Origin of the sequence: Collinsella sp. zg1085 (assembly GCF_018889955.1) — a bacterium.
GTDB lineage: Bacteria > Actinomycetota > Coriobacteriia > Coriobacteriales > Coriobacteriaceae > Collinsella.
Genome location: NZ_CP076545.1, coordinates 153,046 through 177,637, shown reverse-complemented (window position 1 = coordinate 177,637; position 24,592 = coordinate 153,046). Strand labels below are relative to the sequence as shown.

Below are 24,592 nucleotides of genomic sequence, written 5' to 3'. Positions count from 1 at the left end.
TCTAACGCCCCTCTTCATGCGCCTGAAATTCTTGGTGCGCCTGCAGCTTTTCAGCCTCTTTTGTAGCTACAAACTGCTCTTTGTAATCTGCAACTACCTGTTCTAGCTGTTGCGCAAGCTCATCGGTAATCTTTGCATCACCCAGCTGGTCGCGCAGCTTGCGATATGCGCCTCCAAAGAACGCAAGCAAGCCATCACGGAAAGGAACAACGTCGCTCAGCTCAAGGTCATCAATATAGCCCCGATTGCCCGCAAATAAGGTTAATACCTGATCGGCTACCGGCATTGGCTTAAAGCGCGGCTGTTTGAGTAGCTCAGTCATGCGTGAACCGTGCGTTAACTGCTTGGTTGTTGCCGCATCGAGGTCTGAGCCAAACTGTGCAAAGCCTGCAAGCTCACGGTACGATGCCAGGTCAAGGCGCAGGTTACCCGCCATTTGCTTCATGGCCTTAGTCTGTGCAGCACCACCAACACGCGACACCGAAATGCCCACATCAACAGCAGGACGCTGACCTTGGAAGAACAGCTCAGACTGCAAATAAATTTGGCCGTCGGTAATCGAAATTACGTTGGTAGGAATATAAGCTGCAACATCGCCCTCTTGCGTCTCGATAATCGGCAACGCAGTTAGAGAACCACCGCCGTTTGCGGCAGACAACTTACAGGCACGTTCAAGCAAGCGAGAGTGCAGGTAGAAAATATCACCAGGATACGCCTCGCGTCCAGGTGGGCGACGCAGCGTTAAGGACATCTGACGGTATGCCACAGCCTGCTTGGAAAGGTCGTCATAAACTGCAAGCACATGACCACCTGGGTTAGAAGCGCTTGCTGGCTTTCCATCACGGCCGTTGTACATAAAGTATTCGCCAATAGCAGCGCCAGCCATAGGAGCAATGTATTGCAAGGGTGCCGACGTAGATGCACTCGCCGACACAATTACGGTGTAGTCAAGTGCACCGTGCGCTGCTAAGGTCTCGCGAATAGCAGCAATTGTGGACGCCTTTTGACCAATCGCCACGTATACGCAAATCATGCCCTTACCACGCTGATTGATGATAGCGTCAATCGCGATGGCCGTCTTACCCGTTTTGCGGTCACCAATAATCAGCTCGCGCTGACCACGACCCACCGGAATCATTGCGTCAATTGACAAAAGACCGGTCTGCACTGGCTCGCATACCGGCGTGCGGTCGATAATGCCGGGTGCCTTAAACTCAATGGGACGGCGATGCGTGGTAGGAATGCTGCCTTTACCATCAATTGGCTCACCCAGAGGGTTTACCACACGACCCAGCATAGCCTCACCAACAGGGATGTCCATAATACGACCTGTTGTGCGGCACTCATCGCCCTCTTTAATGAGGTCAACATCGCCAAAGAGCACGGCACCAACCTCGTCACGGTCGAGGTTTTGTGCCAAGCCGTAGACAGTTTTGCCAGTAACAGAGCTCGTAAACTCAAGCAGCTCACCAGCCATGGCGCGCTGAAGACCGAGTACATGAGCAATGCCGTCGCCTACCTCAGCTACCTCTGACACCTCTTGCGTGTCAACGGTAGCCTCAAGGTCAAGCAGGCGTTGCTGGAGGATCTCCTCAATATTGCCGGCATGAATAGCCTCAGCCATATGTGTTAAACCTCCGAATTCGAATTTGTTTGAGTCAGCACCTTGCGCACGCTTTCTAGCTGCATGCGAATTGACGCATCGCGGCGGTGTCCATTGACTGACAAAATAACGCCGCCAATGATGGTGGCATCGACGTGTTCAATCAAAAAGACGCGCGACTCAAGGTCTGCCTCACATTTGCGTTTAATAAAATCACGAAGCTCGTCATCAAGTGGAATAGCCGTGGTCACGTGTACGCCTACAACATCTCGGTCGCGTGCAACCATCTCGCGATACATTGAGAGCACCGCAGGCAACTTATCGAGGTCGCCACCTACTGCCATGGAAGAAAGCACCTGCATAACCTCAGGCGACGCATCTGCCTCAGCTCGCAAGGGCGCTAAATCTTGGTAGACGCGATCCTCATTTTGAGCGGCCTCAAGCAATGTACGAGCATAAATCTCAAGACGACGCTGCTCTACGCGACTTTTTGGCTGTAGCGATTTAGGCAACTTGCGGTCGCTGACAAACTGATCCTCACCTGACATCATCTCGCGATACAAATCAAGAACGACCGGAAGTTTGTCGAGGTCGTTACTTGCTGCCATAGTGGACAGGACCGATAACACCTCAGGCGAAGCTTCTGCTTCTGCCGAAAGCGATGCCAGGTTTTCAAGCACCCGGTCTTCACTTTTAGCGGCTTCAAGCAAGGTGCGCGCGTAGCATTCAAGCTTGCGCTTTTCCTCGCTCATTGAGGGCTTCTCATCTGTCATTGTAAGTTACCCACTTCCGCAACATATTTCTTGATGAGCTCACGCTGCTTCTCGGTATCAGCGCTTAACTCTTCGCCTATAACCTTGCGGGCAACCGATACCGAAAGCTTAGCAATAGTATCCGTTGCATTAGCATAGATACGACGCTGTTCATCGGCGGCATACTCACGAGCCTTGATAATAATCTCCTCAGCCTCTTTGTGAGCATCAGCCACAATACGTGCACGTTCCTTCTCGCTGTCAGAGCGAGCGGCAAGCAAAATCTCAGATGCCTGACGACGTGCATCGGCTACCGTTTGGTTGGCCTCATCGCGCGCAGTGCCAGCCTGAGCTTTAATCTCCTCTGCTTCATCCATGCTTTCTTGGATGGTGCGCTCGCGCTCTTCAAGCATATGAAGAACCTTGGGCCAAGCAAACTTGGCTAACAGGAACCAAATAATCAAAAAGACAATAAGAGCCGGAATAAACTCAGCGGGTTTTGGAATCAAAATCTCTGCACCAGCTGAAGACTCCTCTGCATAAGCAGCAAGCGGCGCCGCTGCAAGAGTTCCAAGCATGGTAGCGAGACCAGTGCGAACCTGTTTCATGGTTCCTCCCTAAAAGGTGTCAAACAATCTATCTGACAACCAATGCAACTACGAAGCCAATCAATGCCAAGGCCTCGGCAAACGCTGAGCTCATGATGAAGACTGTAAAGACACGGTCTGCAATTTCGGGCTGGCGCGCCATGGCCTGTGCCACACCAAAAGCTGAAAGAGCAATGGCCAGACTTGCACCAATAACGCCAATGCTATAACCGATAACTCCCACGTTTCCTCCTCAATTTATGCACTCAACGGTGCATTCCTTTGAAACCTATATCAAGCGCAACGTTTACGCCTGGTACCATCTTAGACGAGTTATGCGCCTCGTCGTGCGCGTGTGCTAGTGTCCCTCAGCCTCTGCACCTTGAATATAAACAGCCGTTAGCATGGTGAACACATAAGCCTGCACACAGGCAACAAAAATCTCAATTACATAAATGACCAAGAGAATACCTGCAAAAGCAAGCGCTGGCAGTGCTCCAAGCACATTTAAGGCGGTAATCTCTTCGAGTAAAGGCTGAGCAAAGAGTGCAACCATCAGCGCAAAAGAACCCATAACAATATGCCCAGCAAACATATTGCAAAACAGACGAACTGCTAAGGTAATGGGGCGCAAAATGGTTGAGATGAGCTCAATAATCCAAATGAGCACGTTGAGCGGAAAGCTCACGCCTTTTGGCGCAAGACTCTTTGCATAGCCCGAAAAACCATGCTTTTTGATGCCCACCCCAACAAAGTACAGAAAAACAACAATGGCCACAGCTGCAGTTGTAGAAATGGTTCCACTACCGGGCTTCATGCCAGGGATAACACCCACAATGTTGTTGACTAGAATAAAGAAAAACAGACTTGCCAAAAAAGGAAAATGCTCTTTCCAGGTTGGCCCTAAAATCTGCTTACCAATGCCTGTAGACACCACGTCAATTGCCTTCTCCATGCCGTTAGCAAAAATGCCATGCGGTACGAGTGCAATCTTTTTGGTGTAGCTAAAAACAAGCAGCAGCAAAACAATGGCAGCCACGATGAGCCAGAACGTATACTGCGTCAAGCCTGCCATAAGATTGCCCACAATGGGTATCGACATAAACTCCGATACCATATGGTTAATCTCACCTGGGAGTTTTTCAAATGCCTCCACAGCTTCACCCTTTCCAACACATGCGTAGCGCGTCTAAGAACGCACCAGCAACACACCGGCTAAGACAACCCAACCGAGCAACAAGCTCAGAGCTTCGCCAAAGATAAACACGCTGAGCCCCTCGGCAACAAAACACCATGCGATAAACGCGCCTCCTGCAAGCACGCAGACCGAAATCGCAAGTCCTAACAGTCCGCGCGTAAGGTCTGCCTGCTTATGGCGACGCAGCACCGGAATCAGAGCTAGCATAAGCGCGCCAAACGCGACGACTCCTGTTGCGAGCCCTGCCGCAAGCATTGGTGCATGAACTACCAAGCTGTCAATAAACTCATGCACGATACGACTGCATACCCTCCGAACCTGATGTCATGTTTCCCATACCAGTGTATCCCGAAAGTGAACGGGCGCAACTTTGAGTCAAAGCCACGCCCGATTTTTTCGAATAATGGAGAATGCTACCCATAAGTGGTATCCAATTCCAGAAGAACGGTCTGACTATTTTAGCACAAACGCGTCTCAAGCCGTTGAACTGCAGAGAAAACGGGGCACAACATACGCCCCGTTTTGCCACTTTGTAGCTTCTGTGCAATAAATAACACTCGTTGCCTATTTAGTGCCAAAAATTCTGTCACCTGCATCGCCCAAACCCGGCACAATATAGGCAGCCTCATTCAACCCTTCATCAATAGCACAAGTAAATACCCGTACTTGAGCATCAGAGTTGAGCACAGCTTTGATGCCTTCAGGGGCGGCCACCAGCACAAGCAAGCGAATATCCTGCACACCTTGGGCGCGCAAATATTTGATAGCATCGATAGACGAACCACCAGTTGCAAGCATAGGGTCAACCACTAGGCAAATGCGGTGATCGATGTCGGCGGGCACCTTGGCATAGTACTCATGCGGCTCATGGGTAACCTCGTCGCGATACATCCCCAAATGCCCCACACGAGCTGATGGCACCAGCTCAAGCAAGCCATCTACCATACCAAGACCTGCTCGAAGGATAGGAATAATAGCAACTTTACGGCCGGAAAGCTGTTTGCATACCGTGTCGCAAATGGGGGTAGTTACCGCAACGTCTTCAAGCGGAAAATCGCGCGTCGCCTCGTATCCCTCAAAGAGCGCCAGCTCACGTACAAGTTCGCGGAACTGCTTGGTACCCGTCTCAATACTGCGCATAATCGCTAGCTTATGCTGCACCAAAGGATGGTCGATAAGGGTTACCCGTGACATATCAACATCTTGAAGCATAACGCTCTCCTCTTCTCAAGGGGTTTACTTAACTGCCTACAGTCTAGTTCAATGACTGTTTACTGACTCACTCATACGTGCTGTTTTGCCTTTATTTACCCTGCGCACCTTAAAGCTCACATGCGCACGAGGCGCCACCTGATTGTTGAACATGCTCAGCAGAATCAGCATGCTCGACACCATCAACATGGTCAAGTTTCATAATTTTGGCAACACGCTCAGCATGGCGACCGCCTTCAAATTCAGAACTCAAAAAGGTTCGCACAATCTCACGATTAAGCTCTGGGTCAATAAAACGCCCTGATAGTCCAATAACGTTGCCGTCATTGTGTCGCCGAAATAAATCGGCAAATGCAGACGTTGTAATTGAAGATGCGCGAATACCTGGAATTTTATTTGCAGCAAGCGCAATACCAATACCAGTGCCGCACACGCAAACGCCTCGATCTGCTGCACCCGACGCAACTGCTTGACCTACCCGCTCGCCAAAATCGGGATAATCAACCCGATCGTCGGTTGCAGGACCACAGTCAACAACTTCATGGCCGAGCTCATCTTGAATAAACTCAAGCAGCAGCTGCTTTTGTTCAAAGCCGGCATGGTCTGAACCCAGAGCAATGCGCATAGCACCATTCCTTTCGCGCAATAACACGTAACCTTAGTTACTGTACTACATCTAAGCTGGCTCGCTACCGGCACCTACGATGTTCTTGAGCGCGCCACAGCATCATGCCAACCTGAGAGCGTCTGTAGCATCATGTTCTGGTCCTCAATGGGGTCAAACCGCCGATTTTGACTCAAATTGCTTTTAAGGTCTTCGCGGTCTTCCCAATAACCTACCGCTAGCCCCGCAAGATAGGCAGCTCCAAGCGATGTCGTCTCAATCGATTCAGACTGCACCAGCGAAATACCTAAAAGGTCTGCTTGGAATTGCATAATAAAGCCATTGCGCGATGCGGCTCCATCAACCGAGAGCATTCTGAGCTTATGTCCAGCATCTGCCTCCATAGCACGCACGACATCATAGGTTTGATATGCCATCGATTCACAAGCAGCGCGCACGAGACTCGCCTTGTCCGAAGCGGCCGACAGCCCACAGATTAAACCACGCGCGTCAGGATCCCACCATGGCGCACCGAGGCCGGCAAAAGCGGGCACCAGATAGCACCCACCGTTGTCAGGAATCGACTGGGCAATCTGCTCAGACTCAGCAACCGACGTGATGATGCCAAGTTTATCGCGCAACCACCCAAGTACAGCACCAGCCTGAAATATTGAACCCTCTAGCGCGTAGCTAATGCTGCCGCCCTCGGCAATTCCAATGGTTGAAACCAATCCATTACGCGAGGTAACAGGCGTATCTCCCGTGTTCATCAACAAGAAACAGCCGGTGCCATAGGTGTTTTTAGTATCGCCAGGCTCAAAACAGCAGTGTCCAAAGAGCGATGCCTGCTGATCACCAGCTACGCCGGTAATACGAGGCATATGCGTCATAATCTCACTCGAGACGCGACCAAAATCCCCCGAGCTCCAACGCACATCAGGCAACATGGAACGCGGAATATCCAAAAGATTAAGCAGCTCTTGGTCCCACTCAAGCGTGTGAATGTTGAACAGCATGGTTCGACTTGCATTGGTGTAGTCAGTTGCATGCACCATACCGCCGGTGAGGTTGTACATAAGCCACGTATCGACGGTTCCAAACATGAGCTCGCCTGCATCAGCTGCCTCTTTTGCGCCGTCAACGTTATCAAGAATCCAACGGATTTTTGTTGCTGAGAAATAAGCGTCTGGTGTTAATCCGGTTTTTGAGCGAATAAGCTCCTCATAACCGTCGTTTACAAGCTTTGCTGCCAACGGAGCTGTGCGGCGACACTGCCAGACAATCGCGTTATGAATGGGCTGACCACTGTCGCGGTCCCATACAATGGTAGTCTCACGTTGGTTGGTAATTCCCAGCGCAGCAATGCTATCCGAATGAATGCCGCTCTTAAACTGGACTTCCATCATAACCGCAATCTGGGCGGCAAGTATCTCCATAGGGTCTTGCTCAACCCAGCCCGACTGCGGATACAAGGTAGGGATAGCGCGCTGCGCCTGCGACACAATACAGCCGTATTCATCTACGATAACCGCACGTGCTGAGGTAGTGCCCGAATCAAGCGCCATAATGTATTGGCTTTTGACCGGAAAATATCTATCTTCAACGAGATGTATATCTTTGAGTGACAGCGACATAAATCCTACCTTGATGTATCTATGGAGATGCTTGGACTGGCTGTGGTGCCTATGACAGATGTAGAGCTCGCGTGGGATTGACTTGCTGGTGCGTGTATTTGAGCTGCTCTTGGTGCGTGCGTCGTCGTGTTTGGCGTGCATACGCGCGCGCAGCAAGACATGATTTGCTCAGACGACAACGCCCCTTCGCGCAAAATCACCGGTTCGCCAGTTTCAAACGACACAATGGTCGAAGCTTCATGGCAAGGTGTTGCACCTGCGTCAATTGCCATATCTACGCCCGCTAGAATAACAGGCTCTACCTCGTCAAATGAGCTTGGGGCAGGACACCCGTGTGTGTTGGCGCTGGTAACTGCAAGGGGTGAGTGGCTCACGTTAATGAGTCCTTGAATGACCGGAGAGGCGCTTGCACGCAAAGCAACGGTGCCGTCGGATGCCTGCATAAAGGTCGGAACCGCAGCAGAGGCCTGTACCACAATGGTGAGGGCGCCCGGCCAAAATGCTTGAGCAAGCGCGCGGGCTCGTGGATCAACGTTGACACCGTACACGTCAAGGTCTTGAGCACCCGAAACAAGCCAAGGAACCGTCTGCTGAAGTGAACGCTGTTTGAGTGAGAAAATGCGACCGTATCCAGAATGAGAGGGCGGCATAGAGGCAGTTGCAGCATCGGAACCTGCAAAGGCCTTAACCGCGACTCCAATACCGTACACTGTTTCTGTTGGCAATAACACCAAGCCACCCGCACAAAGCTCAGCTGCAGCATGAACCAACACAAGCGCTCTTGGACGTTCGATATTAACCGGAACACGAAAGACTGTCTGCATAAGTCGCTACCACCTCCACCATTCAACTCAGAGCTACCCAGTTTCCAGAGCCACTCAGGTTCAATTGTGCACAACAAAAAATTGTGCAAATGTTACTTAAATTCTCTCATGCAACGCATAATTTTATAGACACATTCGCTTTATTCCGGCAAGCGGGGATAAAAATCGGTGAAGGGGCGTGAATTTTAGAGAAACTATGATGATATACGCGGCTGCTTGTTTCCTAGAGGCGGGGTGTGGGATGAGCTGTTGTTGCTGTCTTTGTTTCGTCCTTGATTTCGTTGATGGCAGAGGCTTTTCACGTCATCTAAGTTAGACGAATGATTTGCAAGCTTGTTGAGCGGCAGAGGCTTTTACTTCGTCAGTTGGGCGATTGGTTTGCACGCCTATGGGGTGGCATAGTCTTTTCACGGGAACTGCGCTTCGCGAAAGTTCCCTTAGAAAAGCTATGCCACCCTTATGCTGCAGCTCTATCTCACCTGCTTTGTACTACAACCCTATCTCAACTGGACGAATGATTATGCTCTAAGAATGTGCTGCACAATCATTCGTCCCCTTTCTTACGGTAAATACCAAATGCACAACAGCGGTCAGCTCACTCCACACCCCGCCATGCACAAGCAGGGCATATGGGATAAAAAGGTTTGGACTGGAGCTCTTTTCTACCGTTAAGTTCTTACCTGCCTGTAAGCTTTACACTCACCTAGTTAGCACTACGGGCAAGGTATTGCATTCTATGAATGTGCTGCGCAGAATTCCCCGAATGCAATACCTTGTCTCATTGCTCGTCATTGCTTCTGCTGCACTGTTTTTCGTCGACTAATATGTAGAATAGGTCTTTCACATTAACGCCCCAAGAGGAAACCCATCTAATGTACGATCATCTTGACTATGGTTAAGTACACTCCACTAAAGTAAAGCGTCTTTCCTGCGGAAATACTAAAATATTTGCTTGTACAGACCCCCCATACTCAAGCTGCTGGCAAAAATTCGTACACTAGATTGATTAACTTCCAGAACCTCAGAGTTTTCGCAATTTCATAGGAGCATTGTTTGCTCCATAAATCCCTGCGAGTTCCCATTACGTCAAGATATTGCCGAGACAAGCCAACAATGCATCGTTACACGTTGGGTTAACATACCGGAATTGCTTCGCAAAACGCAATAGCAGCACAATTATGCCGTATCGGGTGCTAAGGCTCTTGTCACATAGATAAGTTACATCTGTCGCTTTGGCAAAACTGACGAAAAAGTACTCTCTATAACCCAGCGGGTTAGTATTTATCCTACAAAGCCGCAGGTAGATAAGCTGAGAGTAAGTTAACAATTGTCTCTTTATGCCAAATTGGTCAAAAATGACAGAATTTTGCGTCAAATTAGTCACTTTTGCCAAAGCGCAGTTCAGAGGTTTTGTTTGACCGCTAGATTTAATTGTTTTCGCAGGATTTCAAGTTTTGTTTCCTAATCTGATTTCCGTTGGTGGCAATGCTAGCCCAGCCTCTTTTGACAGAAATGGGCAATTTGGCAGTGTAGAACCCCCGTGGGTTATTTGTTGTTTTGTAAACCTGCAGGTAGATAACTTGCAGTTTTTCATACTACAGGGGGTTTATTGCCATATTGCTCATTTTTGTCAGGTTTTACTGCCAAATTGCCCGTTTCTGTCAAAACCGCTCAACCAAGTTGGCGGTGTTTTGGAATCTGTCCGCACATATGAGAAACGTGCTGTATTTCTAGGGAAAGTGTTCGCGAACTACTCTATTCTTGATTTGAAATTTGGAAAGCACGGTAAATAGGTGAAAGACCAAGGTATTGCGTTCGGAGAATTCTGCGAAGCACATTCGTAAAATGCAATACCTTGGTCTTACCTGAGTTAAGAAACGAATGAGCTTTGCGGAGCTTACGTTTCTAGGTAGATTATCGAGTAGCACTATCCTTTTGAAGTGGGCATCTCGCTTTTGTCCCGTAAGAGCTACAACTCAACCCCTTTTCAACCCATATGCGCTGCTTGTACATGGCGGGGTGTGGAGATTGCCGCATGCTGTAAGGTTTTAGGTCTTTATCGTATTAAAAGGACGAATGATTGTGTTCGGAGAATTCTGCGTAGCACATTCGGAGAGCACAATCATTCGTTTGATTGAGATGGAGCTACCGAACAAAGCGGGTGAGATAGAGATGCAGCATAAGGGTGGCATAGCTTTTCTAAGGGAACTTTCGCGAAGCGCAGTTCCCGTGAAAAAACTATGCCACCCCATAGACGTGCAAACCAATCGCCCAACTGACGAGGTGAAAACCTCTGCCGCTCAACAAGCCTGCAAATCGTTCGCCCAGCTTAGATGACGTGAAAAACCATGCCACCCAACAAGTTTGCAAACCAAATGGGTGACGCAAGGCCAGCTCACCCCACACCTCGCCTCCAGGAAGCAAGCACCGGCGTATACCCCGTCTTATGCCTGCTCCGCGATTATCTTTCTAACCGTAGCTTGAAGCTCGGCCAAACTCTCCTCAGACGGAATCCACTGTTGCGTAATTGCCGGCACCGGCAGCTGGAACTTTGCGCGCTCAAGCTCATCGTAAACCTGCTTTGGGCCAAGCGGTGCCCAACCATAGCTGCCAAATGCCAAACCAACACGATGACTATTGTTTGGCGCCAATCCGCGCATATAGGTCAAAAACCCCGCAACAGTTGGCAGCATATTAGAATTCAGAGTCGGTGAACCAACGGCAACATAGCGCGCATCCATCATCTCCAAAATCACGTCTGAAATATGCGTTGCCTTCACGTCAAGCAGCACTGCTGAAATATCTTCTGCAATAAAAGCATCGGTAATTTCACGCGCCATTCTCTCAGTTGAATGCCACATGGAGTCAAAAACCACTACAGCCTTGTTCTCGGTTTGATACGTACTCCATGCCTGATATTTCGCGACAATCTCGTCAATATGCGAACGCCAGCAACAACCATGACTGGTGGCAATAAGCCTGATGTCCAAAGCAGCGGCTGCCTTGAGCGCCTTTTGCGCCTGTGCGCCATAGGGCAGCACGATATTTGCATAGTACTTCTTTGCTTGGCGGAACAACTCGCAAGTATCGACTTCATCGTCAAAGCGCTTTGTCGTTGCAAAGTGCTGACCAAAGCAATCATTGGAGAATAAAATCTTGTCCGCTTCGCTATACGTCAGCATGTTATCTGGCCAATGCACAAAAGGCGTCTGAAGAAAGCTGAGCGTGCGCTTGCCAATATTGAGCGTATCGCCGGTCTTTACACCCTCAACATCAAGGCCAAAGTGCGCACGCAACTCATTAACGCCAGCAGGTGCACTTGCATATACCTTAGCATTTGGTGCAAGCTCCAAAATTGCAGGGATTGAGCCTGAGTGATCCATCTCAATATGATTGGCAATAATCACTTCAATTTTTGAAGGGTCAACTACCTGCTTAATGCGTTGAATAAACTCATCAGTAAAGCTCGACTTTGCAGTGTCAATCAACGTTACTTTTTCGTCCAAAATGAGGTAGGCGTTATAGGTGATACCCCGCTCAGTTGAATAACCGTGAAACGACCGCTCATTCCAGTCAATACCGCCGACCCACCAGATGTCGGGGCTAATCTCAATAGCATTAAGCATAGGTGCTCCTCCCGTGCTCTAAGTAAACAGGTTCAGCACATAATAACACGAGGATAACCGCACAAGAATAGGGTCGCGAGAGCCACCCGGTGCCTGAAGCGCAAAAACAAACAGCGACCACAAGCGTAGCCGCTGTTTGCTAGTAATTACAACATACATAGCCTGCTTCTGCAGGTAAACCTACTCAGTGCTTAGGCTTGCCTACTCAGCCTTTTGCTTAGGCTTGCGGCCACGCGGTCGGTCAATCAGTGCGCCTTCGCCCTGGTCTCGGTATTGTCGGCACCAAGTTTTCACGGATGACTCGCTTGGAACGCCATACTTAATCATGACGTCGCGAACCGACAAGCCGTTCTCAACGCGGTCTTTTACAACCGACAGTTTTAACGCAAATGGATAGATTCGATGTGTAGCACCCGCATTCATAACAGCAGATGCCCCGCCAACGGCGTAGGAACGTGCCCACTGGCGTGCAGTTGCCTCTGGGAGGCCCAAAGCTGCAGCAAGCGCGCGATGACCCGAGCCGGAAGCGAGCACTTTTACTGCGCGGCGCCGTGTTTCTGCGTCGTATGTATTTCTTGAGTGTCCGCTCGCCATCAGTTCACCACTTTCCTCTAGACCTAACACATACCATTTGGAGTTTTTATAATAACATGCAACTAAATTTCTCAGCTTAAGTTATACACTATCTTCCAAGTTTCTTCATTGCTAACCTGTGATTTCACCATAAATGTAAAACAACTTTAGTTTAGCACTTCTTGGTACGATTTTACACCTGCTTTCACAGAACTAAATGCATAAAACCGGTTAACAATCCAGTAAAAACGTATTCACAATATGCCTAAGCGGTAGAAAAATTTTCTATCTCGTACACCCATTACATACCATAATCTGGCTTGGTTGCACATACAAAATCAACAACCAAGCCAGTCAGAACTACATGCTACCAATGCCTAACGCGCTACCCTTATCTTCCCTGCGTGCGGCTCTCCTCATAAAACTCAACGAGATGCTTTTGCACATCGTAGGGAACCTGCTCGTATCCAGCTGGCTCCATACTAAAGTCACCATTGCCGCGCGTAAGCGACCGCAAGCGCGTTGCATAATCGGTCAATTCTGCATAAGGCACTACCGCAGACACTACTGTATCGCCGCGTTCATTAGTTTCCATACCGGTTACGCGACCACGCGACGCGCTCACATCACCCATAACAGCACCAGCATAGCTCTCCGGAATGGTCACTGTGATGCTGCGCATAGGCTCAAGAATTACAGGGTCGGCCTCAGCGCAAGCTTTCTTAAGCGCAAGACGTGCTGCAGAGCGAAACGCCATTTCATTAGAATCTACCGGGTGATACGAACCGTCGTAGCACGCAACACGGATACCCGTAAGCGGGTAACCTGCAATAATGCCTTCCTTCATGGTTTCTTGAACGCCTCGGTCAACCGCGGGAATAAGTGCACGTGGAATCCGTCCACCCACAACCTCATCAACAAATTCATACACAGTGCCATCGAGCAGCGGTTCAACACGTAGATAGCAATCGCCAAACTGGCCTGCGCCACCGGTTTGCTTCTTATGACGACCCTGAGCACTTGCAACGCGACGAATGGTCTCACGATATGGTATGCGCAGCGGCACAATATGGGCTTCTACCTTAGTGCGGTCTTCAAGCCGGTTGAGCAGAACGCTCACCTGAGCCTCGCCGACTGCAGAAATGATAGTTTGACCAGTCTCTTCATCACGCTCGATATGCATGGTTGGGTCTGCTTGGCAGGCTTTGTCAATAAAGGTATAGAGTTTCTCCTCATCACTGCGGTTTTCGGCTTCTATAGCAATGCGATATTGCGAATTGGGGAAAGCAAATGCCGCTGCTTCAACTTTGCCAGAAACCGACAGGGTGTCACCGGTCTCAGCGCTCATCTTGGCAACAACCACGATGTCCCCCGCATAAGCGTGCCCCACCTCAGTCATCTCGCGACCGCACATAACGTTGAGATGTGCCAGGCGCTCGGACTTGCGGGTACGCGCGTTGATAAGCTCCATACCTGGTTCGATGGTACCCGTAATAACCTTGATAAAGGAAAGGCGACCTTGCGCTGGATCGTTGAGTGTCTTAAAGACAAAAACCACCGGGCGGTCGTCCTCAGACGAAATCTTCAACTTGTCACCATCGATAAGCGGCATCTCACCGTAATCGGTCGGTGCTGGGAAGTAGGCAGCGATGTCGTCCATGAGCGAGTTGACACCCTGCTCTTGAACGCAGCTTCCTACAAAGACTGGGACAAAAAGACGCTTAGCAATGGCCTTGCCCATGAGGCCTTCAATTTCTTCGACTGTGAGCGTCTCACCTTCGAGGTACTTTTCCATCAGCTCATCATCGGCTTCTGCAACAAGCTCGGTAAGCGTCTCGTGCGCAGCTTCTGCTTCGGCAAGATACTGTTCAGGGATGTCAAATTCACTTTGCTGAGTGCCTTTACAGCGGCGCGCCTTCATACGAACAACGTCAATGATGCCGTCAAAATCCTCGCCCACCCCTAGTGGCAAGGTTACAGCACCCAGACGCATACCAAAGCGCTCTTTTAGCTGGTCAAGGCAACTTGCATAATCTGCGTCCGGACGATCAATGCGGTTAATGAACACCGAGCGCGCCATGCGCAAGTCCTCTGCCGCATACCAAAGTTTAACGGTGGTAGACTGCGGACCAGCAGCTGCGTCAACAACAAAAATTGCAGCCTCAACCACGCTCATAGCGGCGTAAGCGTCGCCGATAAAATCGGGATAGCAAGGAGCATCAAGCACATTGATACGTGCGCCGCGCCAATCGATAGGAGCAATTGCAGTTGAAATAGAGAACGACCGCTTAACTTCTTCGGCATCGTAATCAAGGGTGGGCTTAGTACCGTCATGCCCGCCCAAACGAGCGGTTTTACCTGACAGGTGAAGCATTGCCTCAGCGAGCGACGTCTTGCCCACCCCACCTTGGCCTACCAGCACCACGTTCCTTACATTACCAGTTTTGGGAGCACCCATGGCCACCAACCTCCTTCTTGCTTGAAGCCAGATATTCTGTCACTGACTCAAAGCAGTCGGTATATCAATGTATACAGACTAGCCCTAGTCAAGCTAAGTAGCATCGATTTTTCGCCCAACGTAGCGGACTTTACGGTAAAGGGTAGATAAGCGGCTACTCGCTTCCTGTAGGCGGGGCGTGGGGTGAGCTGTGGTTGCGGATTTGATTTCGCTCTTGGCATCGTTGATGGCAGAGGCTTTTCGCTTCGACAGTTTAACGAATGGTTCGCAGGCTTGCTGTGTGACGTAGGTCTTTCATCTCACCAGTTGGGAGAATGAGTCGTAAACCTATGGGGTGGCATAGTCTTTTCACGGGAACTGCGCTTCGCGAAAGTTCCCTTAGAAAAGCTATGCCACCCTTATGTTGTAGTTCTATCTCACCTGTTCTACGAACTAATTCTCCCTCTCCGTTGATTACTTATCACCTCATATCAACCGGATGAATGATTGTGTTCTCCGAATGTGCTACGCAGAATTCTTCGCACACAATCATTCGTCCCTTTCATACAGTAAATGCCAAATGCACAACGACACTCAACTCACCTCACACCCCGCCATGCACAAGCAGGGCATATGAGATGAAATGGGTTTGGGTTTAAGCTCTTTTCTACCGTTAAATCCCTACTTGCCCGTGAGCCTCACTCCCACTTGGTTAACAGTACAGACAAGGTATTGCGTTCTACGAATGTGCTACGCAGAATTCTCCGAATGCAATACCTTGGTCTGCCCACTCAAACTACCTCTGTTGCAGTGTTTTCTTTTAGCTAATAAGTGATATGCGCTGCATTACATCAACGCCCCAAGAGGAAATCCATCTAATGTACGATTTTCTTGACTAGGGTCAAGTACACTCTACTAAGCTAAAGCATCCTTCCTGCGGAAATGCTGAAAAGTTTCTTTGTACAGACCCCCTATACTCGGGCTACTAGCAAAAATTCGTACACTAGAGCGTTTTGCTTCCCAGTAGCCCTGAGTTTTCGCAATTTCGTAAAGCTATTACAAGGTATTTCTAACACTGCAATTCATTACGGCACGTTACGCAGTAGTACAGCTAATGCACTAAACACAAACTACTACCACCATTACATCAATAAGTTACACCTGTCGCTTTGGCAAAAATGACAAAAAAGTACTCTCTATAACCCAGCGGGTTAGTATTTGTCATACAAAGCCGCAGGTAGAAGAGCTACGCGTAAAGCAACAACTGTCTCTTTATGCCAAATTGGTCAAAAATGACAGATTTTTGCGTCAAATTAGTCTTTTTTGCCAACTCACAGGAAGACAGTGGCATTAGCCAAACCTCTTTTGACAGAAACGGGCAATTTGGTAGTGTAGAACCCCGTGGGTTATTCATTGTTTTATAAACCTGCAGGTAGATGAAGTGCAGTTTTTTGTACTACAGGGGGTTTATTGCCACATTGCCTGTTTCTGTCAGGTTTTACTGCCACATTGCCCGTTTCTGTCAAAACAGCTCATTCAAGTTGGCGGTGTTTTGAAATCTGTCCGCACAAGAGAAAAACAAGTTGCTTTTTCAGGGAAGTGTTCGCGGGACACAGCTTTATTGAAATGCAGTTTGTTTAAACACGAAAGGCAGACGTAAAACCAAGGTGTTGCGTTCGGAGAATTTTGCGCAGCACATTCAGGGAAGGCAATACCTTGGTCTCATCTGAATTGAGAAGCGAGAAGTTTTACTGAACAAATGTTTTAGGCAGACTTTCGAGTAGAAAAGCCCTTGAAGCGGGATTTCTCTCTGGTTGCGCAGGAGTTGCAACTCAACCCCTTTCATCCTATACGCGCTGCTTGTGCATGGCGAGGTGTGGGGCGAGCTGAGTGCCGTATGTGTGTTTGGCATTTGCTTTAAAGAAATGGACGAATGATTGTGTTCGGAGAATTTTGCGAAGCACATTCGGAGAGCACAATCATTCGTCCCGTTGAGATGGAGCTACTGTACAAAGCAGGTGAGATAGAACTTCCACTTAGGGGTGGCATAGCTTTTCTAAGGGAACTTTCGCGTAGCGCAGTTCCCGTGAAAAGACTATGCCACCCCAGAGACGTGCAATTCATTCGCCCAACTGACGATGCGAAAAGCCTATGCCACTTGCTGAACAAAAGGTGAAGTTAGGACGGCAATCACGGAGCTAGCTCACCCCACACCCCGCCTCCGAGAAACAAACAGCAGCGTATATCCTTATAGGTCGTCAACTAACGCTGTTGACTTTGCATATGCCGTAGACCGTGCCTCAAAGAAGTCCGTCTTTACCATATTCGCATTAGAATACTGGCTCACCCACGCCATGTTCTCCGGCTCGCGCTCGAAGCCCTCAAACAGCGTGCCAAAGCCAAGCGAATGCCAGCGCAAATTGCCTAGATAGTGGATATAATCCGATACCATTTCACGGGTTAATCCTGCAATGCGTCCATCAATGACATAGTGTCCCCACTCAATCTCCTGACGCACGCCCTCAATCAACATTTCACGCAGCTCATTCACTATCTCGTCGTCAAAAAGCTGCGGCTCCTCGCGCTGCAGCTCAAGAATAATACTGCGGAACAACCACAAATGCGTATTCTCGTCGCGGTTAATATAGCGAATTTCCTGAGCTGACCCTGGCATTTTTCCATTACGCGCCAAGTTATAGAAGAACATAAAGCCCGAATAGAAATAAACGCCTTCAAGAATAAAATTCGCCATCATTACCTTGAGCAATGTTCGCACGTCTTTTTTGCTCATGAACTCGTTGTACTGCTCACCAATAAAGGTGTTACGGCGCAGCAAATGCTCGTCGTCTTTCCATTGATACAAAATTTCGTTACGTTTCTCAGGGCTGCAAATGGTGTCCAACATATAGCTATAGCTCTGGGAATGTACGCATTCCTGGAAAGTCTGAATATGCAAGCACAAGTTGACCTCGTTTGCAGTGATGTATTCTGCAACATTAGGCAAATTTGCTGACTGAAGCGAATCTAAAAAGACCAAAAACGATAAAATTTTATCGTAGGCCATACGCTCATCCTCGGTAAGGTTGGGATAGTCTTTGACGTCTTGCGACAGATTTATCTCTTCCGGAATCCAAAAGTTATTCATGGCCTGGCGATACCAATCAGATACCCAAGGATACTTCAAGTTGTTAAAGTCGTTCAAATTGGTGGTATTTCCACCAATCATGCGGCGATCGCGCACCTCGGTGTCCCCGTCAGGATTAAAAAGCGGAGTACGAGTGAGTTCATTGATGGGCTCAAGCGACATATTCGTCCTCTCTCGAAATAGCGCATACGCCGACCGCTGTCGGCTCTGTAAATCCTATCACCGCTGTAAATCCTATCACGTAGCCTAGACGGCGGCATAAAATGCGCCAAATGTGCAGCGCATGTCTTCAATCTCCCGCCATACATAGCCACAAGACGCAGCGACCACACTCGATATAGGACACCCGCACTGTTCACTCTTAACAGCCCAAACCTTACAGATATCCATAGTCATAAACTCCAAACACCCATAGCCTCCATATCTTGCCGACAAATTGAACAAACTGGTATATCCATCATCAAACCAGTTTGCATATTTCTTCTCATAATCAACCATTTACCGAATATCTTGACCGTTTACGACACAAGGGCTCTTACATATATGCACAACACTATTTTTCTGCTTCTATATGAATATCTAAACATATGTCATAAATCGTGGGACGAGGGACACTGTGCTCATACAGGTATTCATACAAGACAGAGCACACTAACTGAATAATTATTCTTTATTTATGCATAAATGAGTCCCCCCCCCCCCGCATTTAGACATGGGATGGGAGGGTCCTATGAACGCGAGGCATTTCACCTTGCAGGTAAAGCTCTATATACTGAGCATCCTGCTACTTCTTTGTATTACCCCCATATTAGCCACGCGCCTTGCCCATGCCGAACAAGAAGTCATACAAACCACCATTGCTCATACTAAGGTGGATGGCGAAACGAATAAATTTACCTTTGCGCCCAACGCGTGGTCGGCTGGCAGCAGCAGCCATGTATGGTCGCTCGCGCCAAGTGCATCACTCCCTGCGCAAGACATCTGGTATACCGTTGATTTTGTTGGCCACAAGATTGATGTCTACGCAGGTAAAAACCGCCCCATGGGCAAGGTTACCTATTTCATTGACGGCCAAGAAGTTGGCACCTATAGCCTCTATAACTCAAGCAATATCAACGAAATACTTATCGCCAGCTTTGATAATCTTACCGAGGGCGCACATACCTTCAAAGCTGTCGCCACGGGCACCAAAGACACCGCTGCTCAAAATACCCTCATCGACTGCGCTAAGGTTGTGGTCTACCATCGCCCCTATCAAGCACAAGACGTCACACTTAACGCAAGCACCCTAACGCTCACCGAAGGCGAGACACACCAAGTTAGTTATACCGTCACGCCAAGCTATGCATCAATTGACGATATGCAGTACAGCTCAAACAACAACGATATTGCCACGGTTGATGAACATGGTCTCATCACCGCCGGTCAAGCCGGAAATACAAGCATTACGCTTTCGAGCGCTCGTACAGGTATCCGCAAGGAGATTGCCGTCACCGTACGCGCAGGAGTTCCCGCGCTGAAAGGCGGCATTGCTTCAACCGATACGCAATACACGCAGAATCGCTACGACGAAGTTATAGCGCTTACCACACGTGAGGCGCATCTCAGTGCATGGAAACAAGACATCGCAAGCTCGCTCATAGCTTTAGCCTCCTCCGGCTCAAGCTTGCGCAATCTTCGTGTGCAGACAACTAACCTTACCGGTCCCGCAGGAACTATTGACGCATCCGCTGTTAGCGCACGCTTTGTAGCCTCCACCAAAGCGTACAACGGCCGCTACCTCGGCTACGGTGACCCCAATCGAGCCCTTCCTCCTGTTAGTGCTACCAATCGCTCAGAAAGCAGCGACATTCTCTCTAATGCCACCAGCGTTAACCTTGGTTATAACAAGGTTCAACCGCTCTGGTTACAGTTTGCTATTCCCGCCGATGCTGCTGCAGGCACCTACACAACATCGGTTACCGTTACGGCTGATGGCCTCGATGCGCCGCTCGTTTTTACCTACACCATCACCGTTGCTGATGCCACCTTAGCTAAACCCAGCCATTTCAAAGACAACTTTGATATTGAACTCTGGCAATACCCCTATTCGTCTGCCGAGTATTACGGCGTAGAGCCCTTCTCGCCAGAACATTTTGAAATTCTCAAACCCATTATGAGTTTGTACAAACAAATTGGCGGTCACGCCATTACCACCACTATCTCTGAGGACGCTTGGAACGGACAAACATACAGCGCGCGAAGCATTCACTACCCGTCGATGATCCGTTGGACCAAACAAGCCGATGGCAGCATGAGCTATGACTTTAGCGCCTTTGATGCATGGGTGAGCTTTTGCAAACGCGAAGGTCTGGGAGACAAAATTGTGCTCTACAGCATTGCTCCTTGGCATAATTCCTTTACTTACTGGGAAAACAACCAGCTCGTGCGCGAGCGCTACACCGTAGGTAGCGAGCGTTACCGCACTGTATGGACCTCATTCTTGCGGGCTCTCATTGAGCACCTTATGGACCGCGGCTGGTTTGATGATGCCTATATTGGTATCGACGAACGCGGGTTCTCAAGGGAAGCCTTTGACCTCATTGATTCTGTTCACAATATTCATGATTTGCCACTTAAAACTGCTGGAGCTATGGATGGCTTTGTCGATAAGCCCGAGCTTGCCCGACGCGTCACCGACCTCAACGTGGGCGATACCGCTGCTGCCAAGCACCCTGCCGCCTTTAGCAAGCTTCTGGCAGACCGCGCTGCAAAGGGTTATCGCACCACACTTTACTCCTGCACCGAGCACGTACCAGGAAACTTCTCACTCTCAGCCCCTGTGGAAAGCTATTGGTCCGTTATTAACGCAGGTAAAGAAACTGCCGGATTTTTGCGCTGGGCCTTTGATGCATGGGTTGAAGACCCGCTGCACGATGCCACACATAACGCCTTTGAGCCGGGCGACCCTTTCCTCGTCTACCCCGAACAGAAGGGTACTCAAAACCCACAGGTACAGGCCTCGGTTCGCCTTATGCGTATGGCAGAGGGTGTGCGCGACGTTAACAAGATTAGACAAATGCTCGCCGAAGCCCCTGTGCTGCAAGAAGACGTTGACCGGCTCTATAGCGCTATTGCCACCCAAGCCATTACGCGCAAAACATATCTCAGTGCAGATGGCGTAGCGCAGCTCTCACGTGAGATGACCGCCTTCAAGCAAGGCATAGATACGCTCACCGAGCGCTATCTCACGCTCAAAGCTACCGGCACCAATACGGTTGAGTCAGTTCATATCGAAAACCCCGCACAGGAGCTTGCGGTTGGTCAAAACCTCTCACTGCGTGCTACCGTCAACCCCAGCAACGTACTCGATACCCGTGTAGTCTGGAAGTCTTCTGCCGATGCTATTGCCAGCGTTGCACCTGATGGCACGCTAACTGCCCATCGCACCGGGCGCGTCACCATAAGCGCTGCATCGCGCCTCGACTCCAGCAAAACCGACGAGTTTACCCTGACTATTGTTCCTCTAAAGGTTGAGCTAGGTCTTGCATACTATAGCTTTGACAACCAAGACATTCAGGACAGCTGGGGTACGCGTCACGGCAGTATTGTGGAAGGTGCGAGCTTTGAGGCCGCTGGACGCTCAGGCGGTGCCCTTCGCGTTGTTGATGGGCACGGTGCCACGCTTCCTGGAGACGCTGGTATTGGAGAGAACGACCCATGGACGGTGAGCTATTGGGTACGCACCGAAACCGACTTCAACAAGCGCATCAGTGTTCTTGCTAACCGCGACGGCAATTTTAGTGCTGATGTCAAAATGGCTGAAGATAGAGACCCTGGTTATCACGTTGGCACGCGCCCCGGCGATGTTTTAACCTTTAGAACTAACTTTGTGCGCGATACGTGGTATCACATTACTTGGACGCAGTCTAAAGAAGGCGGCCTAACCATGTACGTCAACGGTAAGGCCGTTGAAAATAATAGCTGGTCAAAAACAAACCGTCTGCTTTCGCCGCTCGACATTATTGGTTCAACTGGCTTTACCGGACTAATCGATGAGCTCAAGGTTTATAAGCGTGTATTATCAGCAGCAGAAATTCAAGCTGACACGCTGGTCAAAGGACTCAATATTTCTGAAGATTCCCTCGAGCTCTTTATTGGTGAGACACAAATCATTGGCACCAACCTGCTCAGTGACGCGGCGGATAAAACGATTAGCTTTACCAGCAAAAACCCCGATATTGCAAAAGTTGATGAAAACGGCATAGTAACCGGTGTTGCACGCGGCACAACCTACATTACCGTTGCCAACGAAGCAGGTAACTATACTGAGCAGGTCAAAGTACGGGTTCGCAAGAAGCTCTCTCCATCTAGCACTCTGCCTGAATATCTGCTTGACCAAGCTCGCCACGTAAGCGATGTGCATAAAGAGACTGAGGACACCTCTAACCAATACTTTGGTCAGCCCGACATGATTCGCACCAAGACTGGACGTTTGATTACTTCCTTCCCCCAGGGTCATGGCAAAGGTCCGTTGATTATGAAGATAAGCGACGACAACGGCGAAACATGGGCGCGCAAAACCGACATTCCCAGCTCTTGGGCTGGGTCACAAGAAACGCCTACCATGTACGCCCTCACGCTCCCCAATGGGAACGAGCGGCTGATGCTTATCACCGCCTGCCCCGGTTGGGGTACCGACAGTGATGGCAACCAGCATGGCTGGAATACCTCGTATTCTGATGACAATGGCAACACGTGGACAGAATATAAGCACTGGCACAGCTCTCATGCTAACGGCACCAATAATCGTTGCATTGTTGGCATGGCAAGCCTCATTCAGCTCAAAGATGAAACCGGCAAGGACATTCCCAAATGGCTTGGCATCTATCATGACCACGACTACATTAACTACAAAACCTATCTCACCTTTGATGAACAGGGCAACGAGCAATGGAGTGAGCCTGAGCCATATCTGAGCGCCTATCGCAGTATGGAGCAGCGCTATCAAATGTGCGAGATTGGTCTTTTCCGCGCACCCGACAACAAGCGCATTGTTGGCTTGGTGCGCAGCCAATCACATAACCACCCAGCAACCCTTATCTACTCAGACGATGAAGGCATGACATGGAGCGAGCCTATGGAGTTGCCCGGCTCTCTTGCAGGTGAGCGCCATAAGATGGCATACGACCCTATCAGTGGACGCTTGGTTGTTACCTTCCGCCAAATTAAATACGACCTCAATAACAATGGTCGCTTTGATGGCAACAGCGACTGGACCTGCGGTGAATGGGTTGCATGGGTAGGCAGCTACGAAGACCTCATGAACCAAAACGATGGCGACTATCTCATTGTTCTTGCCGAGGACTGGTCTAATAATGCCAAGTCAGGCGATACCGGCTATGCAGGTGTTGTCGTGCTCAAAGATGGTACCTTTATCATGGACTCCTACGGTCACTGGGATAAGGACTACTCGCACAGCTGGGGCGGAGGCGTTACCACTGACCGCTGCTATATTAAGCAGGCTAAGTTCAAGCTCGGCGATGTTGAGAATGCACAGGGTCTTGTCTCGCGCAATGCACTTGAGGCCTCTCTTGATGCAAACACTAATCTCGCCGAAGCAGATTACAGTCCCGCATCATGGCTGGCATACACAAAGGCGCTTGAGGCAGCACGCGCAGGCATGACCAACACCAGCCTGCAACAGATTGAAATTGACGCACTCGTTGAGGCGCTCGCTGACGCACGTGCTGCGCTCACCGCGGTGGGTACTCCGCTTATGCATCGTGTTGTCTTTAAGGTTAATGGCCAAGAAACCCTAAGTCTCATGGTCAAAGATGGCGATACGCTCACCGAACCCCAAGCTCCTGTGCATGAAGGCTATCGATTTGAATATTGGACCCTCGACACCAACGCCACCTTCTTTAGACGCGCCGCAGCACTCACGCCAGCACCCTTCGATTTCTCGACACCTATCCATGGGCCTATTACCCTGCGCGCTGTTTTCTCCAAGCTCCCCGATACCAATCATTCCACTACAGAAGAAGCGCCTGCGGGCAATACAAGCACTGCCCCTGGAACTACACATGGCTCAACGCCGGCCGCAGGTTTGGCGGGTACAGACGGTACAAACCACAGCGGCAAAGCTAAGACAGCTCAGCACAAGGCTTCTGCTTTGCCCGCATCGGGTGATATGGTATTCGTGGTCATTGGTGTTGTAACACTTGCTGCGGTTGGTCTTGTTGCTGCAGGTATCGCAGGCAAATGGCGAAAGAAAGACTAAGCTGCTGTCTTTGCCATGCACAAGGTCGCCCGCCAACGAGCGACTGGCAGCACAACATAGAAGCGTCCGCAAAACCCCGCACCCCCACCGGCGTGCGGGGTTTCTTTGTGCGTTACCGTGGCAATTTGTGCACAC

At 49.7% G+C, this 24,592-nt stretch carries 15 protein-coding genes; 1 reads left to right on the top strand and 14 read right to left on the bottom strand.

Features of this window, described 5'->3' with window-relative positions; all coding sequences use genetic code 11:
- Position 1 precedes the first annotated feature (1 nt).
- The 14 genes from atpA to KPC83_RS00670 form a co-directional block, all read right to left on the bottom strand.
- On the bottom strand, positions 2-1,624 hold the full coding sequence (gene atpA, locus KPC83_RS00740; RefSeq protein WP_216278695.1) for a F0F1 ATP synthase subunit alpha: 1,623 nt from the start codon (positions 1,622-1,624) through the stop codon (positions 2-4).
- Between the two features lie 5 nt (positions 1,625-1,629).
- A complete protein-coding gene (locus KPC83_RS00735; protein WP_253200932.1) occupies positions 1,630-2,376 on the bottom strand; it encodes a FoF1 ATP synthase subunit delta in 747 nt (248 codons plus the stop codon).
- Positions 2,373-2,963: a F0F1 ATP synthase subunit B gene (gene atpF / locus KPC83_RS00725; RefSeq protein ID WP_216278693.1), complete on the bottom strand. Its 591-nt coding sequence runs from the start codon at positions 2,961-2,963 to the stop codon at positions 2,373-2,375. The genes KPC83_RS00735 and atpF overlap by 4 nt, the downstream gene beginning before the upstream one ends.
- Before the next feature lie 28 nt (positions 2,964-2,991).
- The gene (locus tag KPC83_RS00720) at positions 2,992-3,186 is read right to left on the bottom strand and encodes an ATPase (RefSeq protein ID WP_216278692.1); all 195 of its coding nucleotides are present in this window, start codon (positions 3,184-3,186) and stop codon (positions 2,992-2,994) included.
- A 114-nt stretch (positions 3,187-3,300) separates the two neighbouring features.
- Positions 3,301-4,098, bottom strand: coding sequence for a F0F1 ATP synthase subunit A (atpB, locus tag KPC83_RS00715; RefSeq protein ID WP_216278691.1), 798 nt, complete (start codon positions 4,096-4,098; stop codon positions 3,301-3,303).
- 33 nt (positions 4,099-4,131) lie between these two features.
- Complete coding sequence (locus KPC83_RS00710) at positions 4,132-4,434, bottom strand: hypothetical protein (RefSeq protein WP_216278690.1); 303 nt, start codon at positions 4,432-4,434, stop codon at positions 4,132-4,134.
- Positions 4,435-4,704: 270 nt separating this feature from the next.
- Positions 4,705-5,352: a uracil phosphoribosyltransferase gene (gene upp, locus KPC83_RS00705; protein WP_216278689.1), complete on the bottom strand. Its 648-nt coding sequence runs from the start codon at positions 5,350-5,352 to the stop codon at positions 4,705-4,707.
- Positions 5,353-5,461: 109 nt separating this feature from the next.
- The gene (rpiB, locus tag KPC83_RS00700; RefSeq protein WP_216278687.1) at positions 5,462-5,977 is read right to left on the bottom strand and encodes a ribose 5-phosphate isomerase B; all 516 of its coding nucleotides are present in this window, start codon (positions 5,975-5,977) and stop codon (positions 5,462-5,464) included.
- 74 nt (positions 5,978-6,051) lie between these two features.
- On the bottom strand, positions 6,052-7,590 hold the full coding sequence (gene glpK / locus KPC83_RS00695) for a glycerol kinase GlpK (protein WP_216278686.1): 1,539 nt from the start codon (positions 7,588-7,590) through the stop codon (positions 6,052-6,054).
- Between the two features lie 5 nt (positions 7,591-7,595).
- Positions 7,596-8,414, bottom strand: a complete 819-nt coding sequence (locus KPC83_RS00690) for an L-threonylcarbamoyladenylate synthase (protein WP_216278684.1) — start codon at positions 8,412-8,414, stop codon at positions 7,596-7,598.
- A gap of 2,444 nt (positions 8,415-10,858) precedes the next feature.
- Positions 10,859-12,040 carry an FprA family A-type flavoprotein gene (locus KPC83_RS00685; RefSeq protein ID WP_216278683.1) on the bottom strand — a complete coding sequence of 394 codons (1,182 nt, stop codon included), beginning with the start codon at positions 12,038-12,040 and terminating at the stop codon, positions 10,859-10,861.
- 201 nt (positions 12,041-12,241) lie between these two features.
- Positions 12,242-12,634 (bottom strand): helix-turn-helix domain-containing protein, encoded by a 393-nt coding sequence (locus KPC83_RS00680; RefSeq protein ID WP_216278682.1) that lies wholly within the window; start codon positions 12,632-12,634, stop codon positions 12,242-12,244.
- Positions 12,635-13,004: 370 nt separating this feature from the next.
- Entirely contained in the window at positions 13,005-15,071 is a 2,067-nt protein-coding gene (locus KPC83_RS00675) for a translation factor GTPase family protein (RefSeq protein ID WP_216278681.1), read from the bottom strand.
- Positions 15,072-17,298: 2,227 nt separating this feature from the next.
- The gene (locus KPC83_RS00670; RefSeq protein WP_216278680.1) at positions 17,299-18,357 is read right to left on the bottom strand and encodes a ribonucleotide-diphosphate reductase subunit beta; all 1,059 of its coding nucleotides are present in this window, start codon (positions 18,355-18,357) and stop codon (positions 17,299-17,301) included.
- 568 nt (positions 18,358-18,925) lie between these two features.
- Here KPC83_RS00670 and KPC83_RS00665 point away from each other — a divergent pair.
- On the top strand, positions 18,926-24,457 hold the full coding sequence (locus tag KPC83_RS00665) for a glycoside hydrolase domain-containing protein (protein WP_216278679.1): 5,532 nt from the start codon (positions 18,926-18,928) through the stop codon (positions 24,455-24,457).
- The last annotated feature ends 135 nt before the right edge of the window (positions 24,458-24,592 follow it).